The sequence below is a fragment of the Arthrobacter luteolus NBRC 107841 genome (genome assembly GCF_001552075.1).
GTDB lineage: Bacteria > Actinomycetota > Actinomycetes > Actinomycetales > Micrococcaceae > Arthrobacter_B > Arthrobacter_B luteolus.
Map to the genome: position 1 here is coordinate 384,628 of NZ_BCQM01000002.1, position 15,164 is coordinate 399,791.

12 protein-coding genes are annotated in these 15,164 nt (G+C 65.6%); 6 read left to right on the forward strand and 6 right to left on the reverse strand.

All coding sequences use genetic code 11. The features are described 5' to 3' along the window. Nucleotides 1–1,007: 1,007 nt before the first annotated feature. Nucleotides 1,008–1,904, reverse strand: a complete 897-nt coding sequence (locus AL3_RS05805; RefSeq protein WP_066297928.1) for a heme o synthase — start codon at nucleotides 1,902–1,904, stop codon at nucleotides 1,008–1,010. A gap of 453 nt (nucleotides 1,905–2,357) precedes the next feature. On the opposite strand from AL3_RS05805, the gene tkt reads away from it, so the two are divergent. From tkt to pgl, 6 genes are read left to right on the forward strand one after another with little or no spacing between them, the layout of a single operon-like run. Further along, the gene (gene tkt / locus AL3_RS05810) at nucleotides 2,358–4,547 is read left to right on the forward strand and encodes a transketolase (protein WP_083521485.1); all 2,190 of its coding nucleotides are present in this window, start codon (nucleotides 2,358–2,360) and stop codon (nucleotides 4,545–4,547) included. 23 nt (nucleotides 4,548–4,570) lie between these two features. Then, the gene (tal, locus tag AL3_RS05815) at nucleotides 4,571–5,686 is read left to right on the forward strand and encodes a transaldolase (RefSeq protein ID WP_066297936.1); all 1,116 of its coding nucleotides are present in this window, start codon (nucleotides 4,571–4,573) and stop codon (nucleotides 5,684–5,686) included. Nucleotides 5,687–5,691: 5 nt separating this feature from the next. Further along, complete coding sequence (locus AL3_RS05820) at nucleotides 5,692–7,314, forward strand: phosphoglucose isomerase-related protein (protein ID WP_066297939.1); 1,623 nt, start codon at nucleotides 5,692–5,694, stop codon at nucleotides 7,312–7,314. 3 nt (nucleotides 7,315–7,317) lie between these two features. Continuing rightward, a complete protein-coding gene (gene zwf, locus AL3_RS05825; protein WP_066297941.1) occupies nucleotides 7,318–8,862 on the forward strand; it encodes a glucose-6-phosphate dehydrogenase in 1,545 nt (514 codons plus the stop codon). Then, a complete protein-coding gene (locus tag AL3_RS05830; RefSeq protein WP_066297943.1) occupies nucleotides 8,859–9,794 on the forward strand; it encodes a glucose-6-phosphate dehydrogenase assembly protein OpcA in 936 nt (311 codons plus the stop codon). Before zwf ends, AL3_RS05830 begins: the two co-directional genes overlap by 4 nt. After that, nucleotides 9,791–10,594 carry a 6-phosphogluconolactonase gene (gene pgl / locus AL3_RS05835; protein ID WP_066297945.1) on the forward strand — a complete coding sequence of 268 codons (804 nt, stop codon included), beginning with the start codon at nucleotides 9,791–9,793 and terminating at the stop codon, nucleotides 10,592–10,594. Before AL3_RS05830 ends, pgl begins: the two co-directional genes overlap by 4 nt. A 169-nt stretch (nucleotides 10,595–10,763) precedes the next feature. On the opposite strand, the gene secG is transcribed toward pgl, so the two are convergent. The 5 genes from secG to AL3_RS05860 form a co-directional block, all read right to left on the reverse strand. Next, the gene (gene secG, locus AL3_RS05840) at nucleotides 10,764–11,015 is read right to left on the reverse strand and encodes a preprotein translocase subunit SecG (RefSeq protein ID WP_066297948.1); all 252 of its coding nucleotides are present in this window, start codon (nucleotides 11,013–11,015) and stop codon (nucleotides 10,764–10,766) included. 53 nt (nucleotides 11,016–11,068) lie between these two features. Continuing rightward, nucleotides 11,069–11,884, reverse strand: a complete 816-nt coding sequence (gene tpiA, locus AL3_RS05845) for a triose-phosphate isomerase (RefSeq protein ID WP_066297950.1) — start codon at nucleotides 11,882–11,884, stop codon at nucleotides 11,069–11,071. A gap of 86 nt (nucleotides 11,885–11,970) precedes the next feature. Next, nucleotides 11,971–13,197: a phosphoglycerate kinase gene (locus tag AL3_RS05850; RefSeq protein ID WP_066297953.1), complete on the reverse strand. Its 1,227-nt coding sequence runs from the start codon at nucleotides 13,195–13,197 to the stop codon at nucleotides 11,971–11,973. Between the two features lie 39 nt (nucleotides 13,198–13,236). Then, on the reverse strand, nucleotides 13,237–14,241 hold the full coding sequence (gap, locus tag AL3_RS05855; RefSeq protein WP_066297956.1) for a type I glyceraldehyde-3-phosphate dehydrogenase: 1,005 nt from the start codon (nucleotides 14,239–14,241) through the stop codon (nucleotides 13,237–13,239). Nucleotides 14,242–14,450: 209 nt separating this feature from the next. Next, entirely contained in the window at nucleotides 14,451–15,077 is a 627-nt protein-coding gene (locus AL3_RS05860; protein WP_066297958.1) for a superoxide dismutase, read from the reverse strand. Nucleotides 15,078–15,164 lie beyond the last annotated feature (87 nt).

Genomic DNA, 15,164 nt, shown 5'->3' on the forward strand with positions numbered 1-15,164 from the left:
AAACGTCAGCCCCACCCGGAAGCACTGAGTCGCCAAGGTTCCCACCAACTGTTACCTCTGTTGCTGGTGAGTCCCCTCCAATCACTTCCGTAACGATGCGTGGGAAACCGCGCTGTGGACCGGTGTATCCGTTGATTCGCCGACCTGTGGACCCGCCGACCTGTGGGCGCCGACCCCGTGGATCCATCGGCCCTCGGACCTCCGGACCCCGAACCTGCGGACCCCGGACCTGCGGACCCTGAACCTGCGGACCCTGAACCTGCCAGGCCGTGGTCGAAAGGGACCAAACCGTCTTCGAAAGGGACCGGGACGGAACACCGATTGAACACCAACGCTCAACCAGGGGAACCGGGCCGCATACTGCTGATTCGGCCGCGCCTCCGACAAGGGTTCCCACTCTTTGTCCACTCCTGAGGCTGGAGTGACCCCACCAGCCTCAGGACGCTACATAGAGTGGGAACCCGTGTCGTGGAGTTTCGAGCCTTGGAGCCTTGGAGCCTGGGGAACTGGGTACTGGGTACTGGGGTACTGGGTACTGGGTGCCCGGGTGCCTGGGAGGCAGGGAGGGGCTGGGCTGGTGTGGGGCAGGGGACGCTGAGGGTGGGAAGGGCAGAGTGGCTCAAAATGTACTGTCGCAGTCATGGCGGTGGCCTGTTGCGAGCAGGTTCAGCAGGTCAAGGACGGACTCAACAGCGGGGGTAGCGCCCAAGTACGAGCTCTACAGCGGGGGGTTCCGCCCAAGGCCGGACTCGACAGTTGGGGCCGCCCATAGTACGGGCCAGAGGGTTGAGGCTGCTCCCGACCCACGGCCGTCAAGCGGCCCGTCGCTCCGGCCCGTCACCCGCCCGCCGCCCACGCTGCTCCGGCCGTCGATCCGTCCGTCAACCCGTCCGAACAGGCCTATGCCTCCCCGCGTCATGGCCCGAAGGTCGATCGGCGCCCGCCAGGCACCGCCGGATAACCGGCATCGCCGCCCGGGGACGACGCGGGTGGAAGCGAAGAACGGGCTAGAGGAGCGGGCCGCCGACGAAGGGGTCGATGGCGAGAGCCACAAAGAGGATTGTGAGGTAGCTGATCGAGCCGTGGAAAACCTTCATGGCCGACTTGTCGCTGACTTCGCCGCGCTGGGCCCGGGAGTGCAGGCGGTGGGTCTCGGCAAGGAACCAGATGCCGCTCAGGGCAGCACCGATGGTGTAGACCCAGCCGGCGCCGCCGACGGGAACCAGGAGCAGGGAACAGACCACGGTGGCGTAGGCGTAAAGCACAACCTGCACGGAGACCAGCTTGGCGCCGGCCACGGCACCGAGCATCGGCACGGAGGCGTTGCGGTAGTCCTCGCCGTACTTCATGGACAGCGGCCAGTAGTGCGGCGGCGTCCAGAGGAAGATGACCATGAACAAGATCACGGCCGGCCACTCGACAGTGTTGGTGACGGCGGCCCAGGCGATCAGGACCGGCATGCAGCCTGCGGCCCCGCCCCAGACGATGTTCTGGGTGGTGCGGCGCTTGAGGATCAGGGTGTACAGCACCACGTAGAGCAGGATGGCGCCGAGTCCGAGCAGCCCGGTCAGCGGGTTCGCACCGAACCACAGCAGGGCAATCGAAATGATTCCCAGCGCCCAGCCGAAGACCAGTGCCTCGCGGGGGCTTACCTCGCCGGTGACCAGCGGGCGCTTCTCGGTCCGGCGCATCAGCCGGTCCATGTCGCGGTCGATGTAGCAGTTGAAGACGCCTGCACTGGCTGCAGCCAGCGCGCCGCCGACCATGGTTGCCACCATGAGCCAGACGGAGGGAATTCCGCCCTGCGCGAAGAACATGGTGGGAAGCGTGGTGACCAGCAGGAGCTCAATGACGCGGGGCTTTGTCAGTGCTACGTAGGCCCGAAGCTTACGTCCCGCGCTCATTTTTCCGGCATAGACCGGAACCTCGGCGGGGGCATGCTGCGTACTCACGAAACGATCACTCAGTCCTGTCTAGGTCCTGTCTGGGCCGGAAAAGTCCGAGTTCATCATAACCTCTATCCCCTGTAGAAAACGAAGCCCGCGGCCCGTTCCCGCGGTAACACCGCCAGCTTCCGCTTTTCCCCCGGCAGGATCGCACGATACACCCGGAGAGATCACACGGTTGACGGTCACGATACGCCCAATGGCGGGCCCTTCGGGATAAGGTTGGAGCGGACATTCCCACGGAGCCGTCGAGCCCCGCAGGAGGAGCGCAGAGCCTGCTGTCCCGCAGGACCGCATCAGCGGCAGCGGATGAGCAGGAGGGCGCAATTGTCCGGTAACGATTCAGCACAAGGCTCCGGTGCTCAAGGCGCCGGTATCCCCGAAAGAGAGGGCCCGGTAAACGTGCCACATTTGGAAGAGCAGAACCTGACCTGGACCGAGACGGACAGCAAGGCAGTGGACACGGTCCGCGTCCTCGCTGCCGACGCCGTCGAGAAGGTCGGCAACGGTCACCCCGGAACTGCCATGAGCCTGGCTCCGGCAGCCTACCTGCTGTTCCAGAAACTCATGCGCCACGACCCGTCCGACCCGCACTGGATCGGCCGCGACCGGTTCGTCCTCTCCCCCGGCCACACGTCGCTGACGCTATACATCCAGCTCTTCCTCTCCGGCTACGGGCTGGAACTCGATGACCTGAAGGCGCTGCGGACGTGGGGCTCCAAGACTCCCGGCCACCCCGAATACCGGCACACTGACGGCGTGGAGATCACCACCGGCCCACTGGGCCAGGGCCTGGCCTCCGCCGTCGGCTTCGCCTTCGCGCAGCGCCGCCTGCGCGGGATGCTCGACGCCGGGGCTCCCGCCGGCGAGAGCCCCTTCGACCACACGGTCTGGGTCATTGCCTCCGACGGCGACCTTCAGGAGGGCGTCACCTCCGAGGCCTCCTCGCTGGCCGGGCACCAGGAACTGGGCAACCTCGTAGTGATTTACGACGAGAACCACATCTCCATCGAAGACGACACCGACATCGCCTTCACCGAGGACGTGCTCAAGCGCTACGAGGCCTACGGCTGGCACACCCAGCGCGTGGACTGGACCGCCAGCGGCGAATACAAGGAAGACTTGGCAGGGCTCTACGAGGCGCTGATGGCGGCCAAGGCTGAGACCTCGCGTCCCTCGATCATCTCGCTGCGCACCATCATCGGTTGGCCCTCCCCCAACAAGCAGAACACCGGCAAGATCCACGGTTCAGCCCTGGGCCGGGACGAGGTTGCCGCGCTGAAGGAAACCATGGGCTTCGACCCGGAGAAGTCCTTCGACGTTGACCCCGCCGTTCTGGAGCACGCCCGTGCGGCCGTCTCCCGCGGCGCCAAGGAACACGCCCTGTGGAACGAGGCGTTCACCGCCTGGCAGGAAACCAACCCGGAGGGCGCCGAGCTGCTCCAGCGGATCCAGGCCGGCAAGCTGCCCGCCGGCTGGGAAGCCTCCCTGCCCGAGTTCGCGGCAGGCAAGGACGTCTCCACCCGAGCCGCTTCCGGCAAGGTGCTGAGCGCCATCGGCCCGGTCCTGCCGGAGCTGTGGGGCGGTTCAGCTGACCTGGCTGAGTCCAACAACACCACCATCGAAGGAGCCCCCTCCTTCATCCCCGCAGGCAAGCAGACCAGCACCTGGTCCGGCGGCCCCTACGGACGGGTGCTGCACTTCGGCATCCGTGAGCACGCCGCGGCAGCCATCGTTAACGGCATCACGATGTCGAGCAACACCCGCGCGTTCTCCGGCACCTTCCTGATCTTCAGCGACTACCAGCGCCCCGCCATCCGCCTCGGTGCCCTGATGGGTGTTCCCTCCATCTACGTCTGGACCCACGATTCGATCGGTCTTGGCGAAGACGGACCGACGCACCAGCCGGTGGAGCAGCTGGCATCGCTGCGTGCCATCCCGGGCCTCGACGTCGTCCGTCCCGCGGACGCCAACGAAGTGGCCGTGGCCTGGCGCACGATCCTCGAAAACACCGAAAACCCCGCAGGCATCGTCCTGACCCGCCAGAACGTTCCCACCTGGGAACGCGGCACGGGTGCGGCGGACGCCGGTGCCTTTGGCTCCGCTGAAGGTGCTGCCCGCGGCGGCTACGTACTGGCCGAGGCCGTGCGCGGCGGCGAAGCCGTCACCCCGGACGTTGTCCTGATCGGTACGGGTTCCGAGGTCCAGCTGGCCGTCGCCGCCCGCGAAGCCCTGGCAGCCGAAGGAATCGCCGCCCGTGTGGTCTCCATGCCCAGCGTTGAGTGGTTCAACCGCCAGGACGCGGACTACCGCGAGTCGGTCCTCCCCCGCGGCGTCAAGGCCCGTGTTTCGGTTGAAGCCGGCATCGCCCAGGGCTGGCGCGAGTTTGTCGGAGACAACGGACGCATGGTTTCCCTGGAACACTTCGGCGCGTCAGCCGATTACAAGACCCTGTTCAACGAGTTCGGCATCACCGCCGACGCCGTTGCCCAGGCCGCCCGCGACTCCCTGGCTGCCGTCCGCGGCCAGGACGCCGCACCCGCCGGCACACCAGCCGCGCCTTCCGGCGCCGCGTCCACCAAGACCGGCGACCAGAAGTAAAACGGAACAAAAGGAGCACACCAATGACTTCCACCCCTACCGCCGCCCTCTCCGAGGCCGGAGTCTCCATTTGGCTTGATGACCTTTCGCGCGAAAGGATCACCTCCGGCTCGCTGAAGGACCTGATCTCCTCGCGCAACGTTGTTGGCGTCACCACCAACCCGAGCATCTTCGCCGCTGCACTGGCGAACGGTGAGTCCTACGCGGCCCAGGTCCAGCAGCTGGCAGCCAGCGGCGCCGACGTCGACAAGGCTGTTTTCGAAATCACCACCGACGACGTCATCCAGGCATGCGACGTCTTCGCTCCCGTGTACAAGGCCACGAACGGTGTTGACGGCCGGGTCTCGATCGAGGTGGACCCCCGCCTCTCCCGCGACACCCAGGGCACGATCAACGAAGCGAAGGAACTCTTCGACAAGGTTGGGCGCAGCAACGTGCTCATCAAGATCCCGGCCACCCAGGAAGGCCTGCCGGCCATCTCGGCTGTCATCGCCGCCGGCATCAGCGTAAATGTCACCCTGATCTTCTCGCTGGAGCGCTACCGCGAGGTCATCAACGCGTTTATGGTGGGCATCGAGCAGGCCCGGGAGAACGGTCATGATCTCTCGACCATCCACTCGGTGGCTTCCTTCTTCGTCTCCCGCGTCGACGCCGAGATCGACAAGCGGCTCGACGCCGCCGGGTCGGACGACGCGAAGGCACTCAAGGGCAAGGCCGGCCTGGCCAACGCCCGCCTCGCCTACCAGGTGTTCGAAGAGTCGTTCGCGACGGAACGCTGGCAGGTCCTGGCAGCAGCCGGCGCCAACGCGCAGCGTCCCCTGTGGGCTTCCACCGGTGTCAAGGACCCGGCACTGCCGGACACCCTGTACGTCACCGAACTGGTGGCTCCCGGCGTCGTGAACACCATGCCGGAGAAGACCCTCGAGGCGACGGCAGACCACGGCAAGGTCACCGGCGACACCGTCACCGGCACCTACGCCGAATCCGCAGCCATCCTCGACGCGCTGGACCGCCAGGGCGTTGACTACAAGGAGGTTGTCGACCTCCTTGAAGCCGAAGGCCTGGACAAGTTCGTCGTCTCCTGGGGCGAGCTGCTCGAGACCGTATCCACCGCACTCAACGGCGCACGGGAGGCATAAACACCATGACGACACTGTCCTTTGAAGCGGCCGGGGCCGCCCGAGACGCTGTGGAAGCGAAGGTCCCTGGGCTGGTCCGCGACGAGGTAGCTTCGCGGCTGCTCGCGCAGGACTCCACCCTGTGGGGCCCCGACGCCGAAGCTGAAGCCGCCATCCGGCTTGGTTGGCTGAACCCCTCGGAGCATTCCCGGCCGCTGCTGGGACAGATCCGTGCGCTCCGCGGCGAACTCGCTGCTGAAGGGGTCACCCGCGTGGTCCTGGCCGGCATGGGCGGCTCGTCGCTGGCGCCGGAAGTCATCACCCGCACTGCCGGTGTGGACCTCACCGTCCTGGACTCCACCGATCCGGACTCCGTCGCTTCGGCCCTGGCCGAAGACCTGGCGGGGACCGTGATCGTGGTGTCCTCCAAGTCGGGCTCCACTGTGGAGACCGACTCGCAGCGGCGTGCCTTTGAGGATGCCTTCACCAAGGCCGGAATCGATGCCGCATCACGCATTGTTGTGGTGACCGATCCCGGTTCCCCGCTCGACGGCGCGGCCCGCGAGGCCGGCTACCGGGCAGTCTTCAACGCTGATCCGAACGTTGGCGGGCGCTATTCGGCGCTCACCGCGTTTGGCCTGGTGCCCTCCGGGCTGGCCGGTGCGGATATCGAAGCCCTGCTGGATGCCGCCGAGGACACCGCCGAAATGCTGAGCGGCGACGATGTGGATAACATCGGGCTCGCCCTTGGCGCTGCCCTGGGCGGGACGGACCCGCTGCGCAACAAGATCGTGATCGTCGACGAGAATTCCGGCCTGGCCGGATTCCCCGACTGGGCTGAACAGCTGATCGCGGAGTCCACCGGCAAGCTTGGCACCGGGGTTCTTCCGGTCGCCGTTGAGCCTGGGGCCCCGGAAATCCTCAGCAGCGCACCGGACGTCCTGGTCGTGCGGATCACCGCGCCGGATTCGGATGCCCTTCCGGAGGGTAACCAGGTGGTTGTCTCCGGAAGCCTCGGAGCGCAGATGATGCTGTGGGAGTACGCCACTGCTGTTGCCGGGCGCCTGCTGGGAATCAATCCGTTTGACCAGCCCGACGTCGAAGCCGCCAAGAAGGCGGCCCGCGGCCTGCTGGACGCACAGCCGAAGCCGGCAGCCCCGTCGTTTGTTGACGGTGCCATCGAGGTCCGGGCCGATCCCGCACTGCTCGGCGGTGCCACCACCCTCGACGGCGCGCTCCGTGCGCTCCTGCAGCAGCTCGGTGACGACGGCTACCTCAGCATCCAGGCTTACCTGGACCGGGCGGCCCAGGCCCCGCTGGAACAGCTGCGGCCCGAGCTGGCGCAGCTGACCGGCCGGCCGGTGACCTTCGGCTGGGGACCGCGCTTCCTGCACTCCACCGGCCAGTTCCACAAGGGCGGCCCGGCACAGGGTGCCTACCTGCAGATCACCGGGGCGCCTTCCCAGGACGTGCCGATTCCCGGCCGGCCCTTTACCTTCGGTGAGCTGATCACCGCGCAGGCAGCAGGAGACGCCCAGGTCCTCGTCGACCACGGACGGCCTGTCCTGCGGCTGAATCTGCTGGACCGCGGCGCGGGAGCCGCGCAGCTGACTGAAACCATCAAGGGACTATCCAAGGACGGTAACTAGCTGATGTCCCATGAGCAAGACAACGGTTCCCCCAGCCCGTTGCGGGACCCGCGTGACCGGCGCCTGAGCCGGATCGCAGGTCCCTCTTCACTGGTAATTTTCGGTGTCACCGGAGACCTGGCCCGCAAGAAACTCATTCCGGCGGTCTACGACCTGGCCAACCGCGGCCTGCTTCCGCCAAGCTTCTCCATGGTCGGATTCGGCCGGCGGGAATGGAGCGACGCCGACTTCACCGCCTATGTGAAGGAAGCGGTGCAGGCGGGTTCCCGGACAGCATTCAGCGAAAGTGTCTGGGACCAGCTGGTCGAAGGCATCCGCTTTGTGCAGGGCGGCTTCGACGACGACCAGGCGTTCGACAAACTCCGCACCACGCTCGAGGAACTGGACGCGAAGCGCGGCACCCGCGGCAACGTGGCGTTCTACCTGTCAGTCCCGCCGAAGAGCTTCGAGCAGGTATGCCAGCAGCTCTCCAGCCATGGACTGGCGGATTCGGCCGAAGGCCAGTGGCGCCGTGTTGTCATTGAGAAGCCGTTCGGCCATGACCTCCAGTCCGCCCGGGACCTGAACCAAGTGGTTGAGGCAGTCTTCCCTGCCGATTCGGTTTTCCGGATCGACCACTATCTGGGCAAGGAAACGGTCCAGAACATCCTGGCGCTGCGCTTCGCGAACCAGCTCTTCGAACCGATCTGGAACGCCAACTATGTTGACCACGTCCAGATCACTATGGCCGAGGACATCGGCATCGGCGGGCGCGCCGGCTATTACGACGGCGTCGGGGCTGCCCGCGACGTGATCCAGAACCACCTGCTCCAGCTGCTGGCGCTCACGGCGATGGAAGAGCCCATCTCCTTCGACGCAGCCCACCTGCGCGCCGAGAAGGAAAAGGTCCTGGCCGCCGTCCGGCTGCCCAAGGACCTCTCCACGCATTCGGCCCGCGGCCAGTACACCGGCGGTTGGCAGGGCGGCGAAAAGGTTACCGGATTCCTGGAGGAAGAAGGCTTCAATCCGGAATCCAAGACCGAAACGTTCGCGGCGATCCGGCTGGACATCAATACCCGGCGCTGGGCCGGAGTACCGTTCTACCTGCGCGCCGGCAAACGTCTGGGACGCCGTGTCACCGAGATCGCCGTCGTTTTCAAGCGGGCACCGAACCTTCTGTTCCGGGATCACGAAGAGGACGACTTCGGCCAGAACGCCGTCGTCATCCGCGTGCAGCCGGACGAAGGCGCCACGATCCGGTTCGGCTCCAAGGTGCCGGGAACCCAGATGGAAGTCCGGGACGTTTCCATGGACTTCGGCTACGGACATTCCTTCACGGAGTCCAGCCCGGAGGCCTACGAGCGGCTCATCCTCGACGTCCTGCTCGGCGAACCGCCGTTGTTCCCGCGGCACGAAGAGGTGGAGCTGTCCTGGAAGATCGTGGATCCGTTCGAGGAATACTGGGCGTCCCTGGATGAACAGCCGGAGCCGTACGCCCCCGGGAGCTGGGGCCCGCCCTCAGCTGCCGAACTGCTTGCCCGCGACGGAAGGACCTGGAGAAGGCCGTGATTGTTGAGCTGCCAGACACCACCACGTCCAAGGTGTCGAAGAAAATTGTTGCCATGCGGGACAAGGGCGGTGTGGTGGCCCTGGGCCGCGTCCTGACCCTCGTCATCGTCGCTAAGCCCGATTTCGTGGAAGAAGCCATCGACGCGGCAAACGCCGCCAGCCGGGAACACCCCTGCCGGATCATCGTCCTGGTGGCAGGTTCACCGGACGAGCCCTCCCGGCTGGACGCCCAGATCCGCGTTGGCGGTGACGCCGGCGCCTCCGAGGTCATCCTGCTGTACGGCTACGGTGAGCTGGCCGCCGAGAGCGAGTCGCTGGTCTCGGCCCTGCTGCTGCCGGACGCACCGATCGTGGCCTGGTGGCCGCACGGCGTCCCCAAATCCGCGGCCTCCACTCCCCTGGGCCGCATCGCTCACCGGCGCATCACCGATGCCGCGAATGAGGCGAATCCGAAGCAGGCGCTGCTGGACCTCAGCCACAGCTACCAGGCCGGCGACACGGACCTGAGCTGGACCCGGCTGACGCATTGGCGGATCCAGCTGGCAGCCGTGCTGGAGCAGAACGGCTCCAGCGGCATCCGTTCAATCACGGTGGAGGGAGCCTCGGATTCCGCGAGTACCTTCCTGCTGGCTGCCTGGCTGAAGAATGCCCTCCGCGTCCCGGTGGAGATCATTGAGGATAAGGCCGGTAGCGGCATGCGGCGGGTACGGCTGGAACGTGACGCCGGGATGATCGAGCTGTACCGGCCTGACGGCAGTACGGCCTACCTCACCCAGCCCGGGCAGCCCGAACAGCGGATAGCCCTGCCCCGGCGGAACCTGCACGAGTGCCTGGCCGAAGAACTCCGCCGGCTGGATCCTGACGAAGTATTCGGAGAAGTACTAACGCAGGGACTGGCTGCGTGCCTGATCCCGGAACGGATTGACGCATGAGGCAATTCCCCAACGGTGTGAGCATCCACCCCGACTTCGAAGCCCTCTGCAGTGCAACTGCGGGCCGTATGATCACGAAACTGGTGGACGTGCAGAGCCGGCGGGGAGAGGCCACTGTGGTACTGACCGGCGGGAGCGCAGGCATCGCGGTGCTGGCCGCCGTGGCAGCTGCCCCCGCACGTACCGCGGTGGACTGGAGCCGGGTGAACTTCTGGTGGGGTGACGAGCGGTTTATTGCCGCTGACTCTCCGGACCGCAACGCCCGGGCGGCTTGGGAGGCCATGCTGGAGCCCCTGGGAGTTGATCCGGTGCGGGTCCACGAGGTTCCCTCCACCGAAGGCGCCAGCGACGTCGAAGCAGCGGCTGCGGCGTATGCCGGGGAACTGGCTGCAGTGGCCGCGGCAGAGGAGCTCGCGGCAGGGTTTGAGGAGATCGACCCGCGTCTTCCGCGGTTCGATGTCCTGCTCCTGGGGGTGGGGCCAGATGCGCACGTCGCGTCCCTGTTCCCGGAAATGGCCGGTATCCGCACCACCGGCGAGACCGTCGTCGCGGTGCGCGACTCCCCCAAGCCGCCGCCGGAGCGCGTGTCGCTGACGCTGGAAGCGATCAACACCGCCGAAGAGGTCTGGCTGGTGGTGGCCGGCGAGGACAAGGCCGGAGCCGTGGGCCTGGCCTTGGCCGGTGCCGGTCCGGTCCAGGTCCCTGCAGCCGGCGCACAGGGCCGGGCGAAGACCCGGTGGCTGGTTGACCAGGCGGCTGCTTCGCAGCTCCCGGACCGGCTGCTGGAGTCCGGGAACTAGGACTCCGGGCAAGGCCAGCTAAGACCTGCCGTTACCAGCATGAGAGTGGCCCCGGATCTAATGATCCGGGGCCACTCTCATGTGTAGGCTGACGCCTGTACAAGCTGATTAAGGCTGCCGCCGCGCCCGCTGCCTGAGCGGCCGGGGCGGCAGATCTGCCGGGAGGGTCCTAGGACTCGCCGGAAAAACGCTGGATCAGGCCGAGGGCAATGATGACCAGGCCCCAGGAGAGGCCCAGCACCACGGTGAAGCGGTTGAGGTTCTTCTCCGCGACACCGGAAGAACCCATGCTGGTGCTCATACCCCCGCCGAACATGTCCGACATACCGCCGCCGCGGCCCTTGTGAAGAAGGATCAGGAAGGTGAGCAGCAAGCTGGTCAGGCCAAGCAGAACCAGCAGGATGATCTTCAGAATTTCCACTTACGGCCTTTCACGGGTGACACATTGAATTGGAGACGCTGCCGCTGCGCAGGTCAGTCGGTCACCAGGTGTTGTTCGAACCTGACAATATTAGCAAATTCGGCTACGTCCAAACTGGCACCGCCCACCAGCACGCCGTCCACGTCACGCTCCTTGAGGATGCTGGCGGCATTGGCAGCCTTCACCGATCCCCCGTAGAGCAGCCGGACCTTGGCGGCAACGGCGTCGTCGTACAGATCTGCGAGTTCTGCGCGGATGGTGCTGCACATTTCCTGGGCGTCCTCCGGGCCTGCCACCTCGCCGGTGCCGATGGCCCAGACCGGTTCGTACGCGATGACCAGGCGTGATACTTCCTCAGCTGACAACCCCACCAGGTCGTTGCGCACCTGTTCCAGGGTGTGAAGCAGGTGGTTGCCGGCCTGCCGTTCGGCGAGGCCTTCGCCAACGCAGAGCACCGGAACCAGGTTGTTCCGGAACGCGGCCTGGAGCTTGGCATTCAGCAGGGCGTCCGATTCACCGTGCACGCTCCGACGTTCGCTGTGCCCGACCAGGACATAGCTGCAGCCCAGCCGGGACAGGAACTGCCCGGAGATGTCTCCGGTGAAGGCGCCGGAATCTTCCGGGGAGAGGTCCTGGGCGCCGTAAGCCACCTTGAGCTTGTCCCCCTGCACCAGGGTCTGGGTGCTGCGCAGGTCGGTGAACGGAGGGAAGACCACAACTTCAACACGGCTGAAGTCGTGCTTGGCGTCACTCAGTGTCCAAGCCAGTTTCTGCAGCAGCGTAATGCCCTGCACATGGTCCATGTTCATTTTCCAGTTGCCCGCGATCAGCGGTGTGCGGTCGAACTTGCCGTTGGTCGAGGTTGTCATCTCTGCTCCGGTTCGGTTGGGTTAGGGTGTCCTGGCGCGGACATGGGAACGGGTCCGCCGGCCAAGGACCGGCGGACCCGAAAGGGTTATTTGTCGAGGACGGCGATGCCCGGGAGTTCCTTGCCCTCGAGGTATTCCAGGCTGGCGCCGCCGCCGGTGGAGATGTGCCCGAAGTCGGAGTCGGAGAATCCCAGTTTGCGCACGGCTGCCGCAGAGTCTCCGCCGCCCACCACTGTGAGCCCGGAGCACGCCTTCAAACCTTCGGCAACGGCCTTCGTCCCGTTGGCGAACGCATCGAATTCGAAGACCCCCATGGGGCCGTTCCAGAACACCGTGGCACCCGAACGGATACGATCGCTGAAGGCGGCCGCTGAGTCGGGTCCGATGTCGAGGCCGGTCCCGGAGGCACCGAAGCTGCTGCCCTCGATGGCAGAGGCCGGGACAACCTCGTGCTGGGCATCCGGTGCAAACCTGTCCGCCACCACGATGTCAGTGGGCAGGACAAACTCGCAGCCGGCCGCCGCCGCACGGGAAAGGTAGTCCTTCACGGTCTCGATCTGGTCCTCTTCCAGCAAAGAGGCCCCCACCTTGTATCCCTGAGCGGCCAGGAAGGTGTAAACCATGCCCCCGCCGATCAGGAGATAGTCGGCCCGGGTCATGAGGTTCTCGATCACGGCCAGCTTGTCCGAGACCTTGGAACCACCCAGCACCACAACGTACGGCTTGGCCGGGTCCGAGGTCAGCCGGGAAAGTACCTCGAGTTCCGAGCGGACCAGGTTTCCCTCGTACGCGGGGAGGACTTCGGCAATGTCGTACACGCTGGCGTGCCTGCGGTGCACGGCGCCAAAGGCATCGTCCACGTAGGCGCCGGTCCCGCCGGTGAGTCCGGCCAGTTCGTGGGCCAGTTCCCTGCGCTGGGCGTCGTCCTTGGAGGTTTCCCGGGCATCAAACCGGATGTTCTGGAGCACCAGGACGCTTCCCGCCGCGAGGCCGGCAGCGCGTTCCCGGGCGCTGGGGCCGGTCACGTCGTCGGCGAACTCGACAGCGAAGGGTGCAAGTTCGTCGAGCCGGTCCACGGCGGGGCGCAGGCTGTACTTCTCGTCCGGCTGGCCCTTGGGCCGGCCGAGGTGGGCCATGACAATGACTTTGGCGCCGCGCTCCACCAGCAGCTGCAGGGTTGGAATCGAGGCGCGGATGCGGCCGTCGTCGGTAACCCGGCCGTTGTCCAGCGGTACGTTCAGGTCGGAACGGACAAGCACGTATCTGTTGTCAACGCCATCGCTGAGCAGTTCGTCGAGTGTCTTGATTGTCATGTCTACCTTTGTTTTCTCTCTGCCGTGCGGGCGGTGGGGCTAAAGTTTGGAAGCTACGAGTGTGGTGAGGTCCACCAGCCGGCAGGAGTAGCCCCACTCGTTGTCGTACCAGCCAACAACCTTAACCTCGTTGCCCATCACACGTGTCAGCCCCGAGTCGAAGATGCAGGACGCCGGGTCGGTCACGATGTCGGAGGAGACGATGGGCTCGTCCGTGTAGCGGAGGTATCCGTTCAGGGCACCTTCCCCGGCAGCCTTGTACGCCTCATTAATGGCGTCGACGCTGGCCTCCTTGCCCAGGGTGACCGTCAGGTCGGTCACGGACCCGGTGGGCACGGGAACGCGCAGGGCGAAGCCGTCCAGCTTGCCGTCCAGCTCAGGGATCACGAGCCCGATCGCCTTGGCGGCTCCGGTGCTGGTGGGAACGATGTTCAGGGCTGCGGCACGGGCGCGGCGCAGGTCGCGGTGCGGGCCGTCCTGCAGGTTCTGGTCCGCGGTGTAGGCGTGGACGGTGGTCATGAGCCCGCGTTCAATCCGGAAGGCGTCGTGGAGGACCTTGGCCAGCGGCGCGAGGCAGTTGGTGGTGCAGGAAGCGTTGGAGATGATCGTGTCCGTGGCGGGGTTGTAGGTGCTGTCGTTCACGCCCATCACGATGGTGCGGTCTGCGCCCTTGCCGGGGGCGGAGATGAGCACCTTTTTGGCGCCGGCCTCAAGATGGGCCCTGGCGTCGTCGGCCTTGGTGAAGAACCCTGTGGACTCGATGACGATGTCCACGCCCAGGTCCTTCCAGGGAAGCTTTGCGGGGTCGCGTTCCGCGAGGACCTTGATGGTTTTGCCGCCCACTACCAGGTTGCCGTCCTGGACCTCCACGCTGGAGCCGATCCGGCCGGTAATGGAATCGTATTTGAGCAGGTGGGCCAGGGTCTCGGGACTCGTCAGGTCATTGACGGCAACGATGTCAAGGTCGGCGTTCTGTTCCAGTGCGGCCCGAAAGTAGTTGCGTCCGATACGCCCGAATCCGTTGATTCCAACACGAGTAGTCACTTTTCTTCTCTCCTTGATAGCGGGTCGTTCGAGAATCAGTGACCTCAGTGGGAAAAGGCCACTTCAGTTGACTTCGCAGGAGCGGCGGGCCGGACCTGCGCCGGCGCACGGACTGCCTTCAGGCACTGCATGAGCCGTTGCTTCATCTTACGCGTTGGTGCCGCCGGTATGTGACCGGCGGCACCCAATTTGGCGCGTGCCTGCCGTGATTAGGCGGGCAGGATCAGCTTCGAAGCGCCGGTGCGTGCAGCGTCGAAACGGGCTGCGACGTCGGCCCAGTTGACGATGTTCCAGAATGCTTTGACGTAGTCAGCCTTGACGTTGACGTAGTCGAGGTAGAAGGCGTGCTCCCACATATCCAGCATCAGCAGGGGAACGGTGCCCACGGGGATGTTGCCCTGCTGATCGTAGAGCTGCTCGATGACAAGGTTGCCGCCGAGGGGCTCGTAGGCCAGGATGGCCCAGCCGGAACCCTGCAGCGAGTTCGCCGCTGCCGTGAACTGGCCACGGAAGGCGTCGAAGGAACCGAAGAAGTCGTCGATGGCCGCTGCGAGCTCGCCGACAGGCTTGTCTCCGCCTTCAGGCGAGAGGTTGTTCCAGAAGATGGAGTGGTTCGTGTGGCCACCGAGGTGGAACGCGAGGTCCTTGGACAGCTTCGGGATGGTGCCGAAGTCGCCCTTCTCCCGGGCTTCTGCCATCTGGGCGAGGGCGGTGTTGGCGCCGGCGACGTAGGTGGCGTGGTGCTTGTCGTGGTGCAGTTCCATGATGCGCGCAGAGATGTGCGGTTCCAGCGCAGCGTAGTCGTACGGCAGTTCAGGCAGTGTGTATTCGTTCACGAAAATCCTCCGTTGATTGTCGGATCCATTATCCGGACGGCTTTTCCATCCGGAAGCTCATCGGGCTGAACAGGTCAGCAACCTTAG

Excerpts from the sequence above, each read along its gene's own strand:
- AL3_RS05820 (WP_066297939.1), top strand. The coding sequence starts at position 5,692 with ATGACGACACTGTCCTTTGAAGCGGCCGGGGCCGCCCGAGACGCTGTG.
- pgl (WP_066297945.1), top strand. The coding sequence starts at position 9,791 with ATGAGGCAATTCCCCAACGGTGTGAGCATCCACCCCGACTTCGAAGCC.
- AL3_RS05850 (WP_066297953.1), bottom strand. The coding sequence starts at position 13,197 with ATGACAATCAAGACACTCGACGAACTGCTCAGCGATGGCGTTGACAAC.
- AL3_RS05805 (WP_066297928.1), bottom strand. The coding sequence starts at position 1,904 with ATGAGCGCGGGACGTAAGCTTCGGGCCTACGTAGCACTGACAAAGCCC.
- zwf (WP_066297941.1), top strand. The coding sequence starts at position 7,318 with ATGTCCCATGAGCAAGACAACGGTTCCCCCAGCCCGTTGCGGGACCCG.
- tpiA (WP_066297950.1), bottom strand. The coding sequence starts at position 11,884 with ATGACAACCTCGACCAACGGCAAGTTCGACCGCACACCGCTGATCGCG.
- tal (WP_066297936.1), top strand. The coding sequence starts at position 4,571 with ATGACTTCCACCCCTACCGCCGCCCTCTCCGAGGCCGGAGTCTCCATT.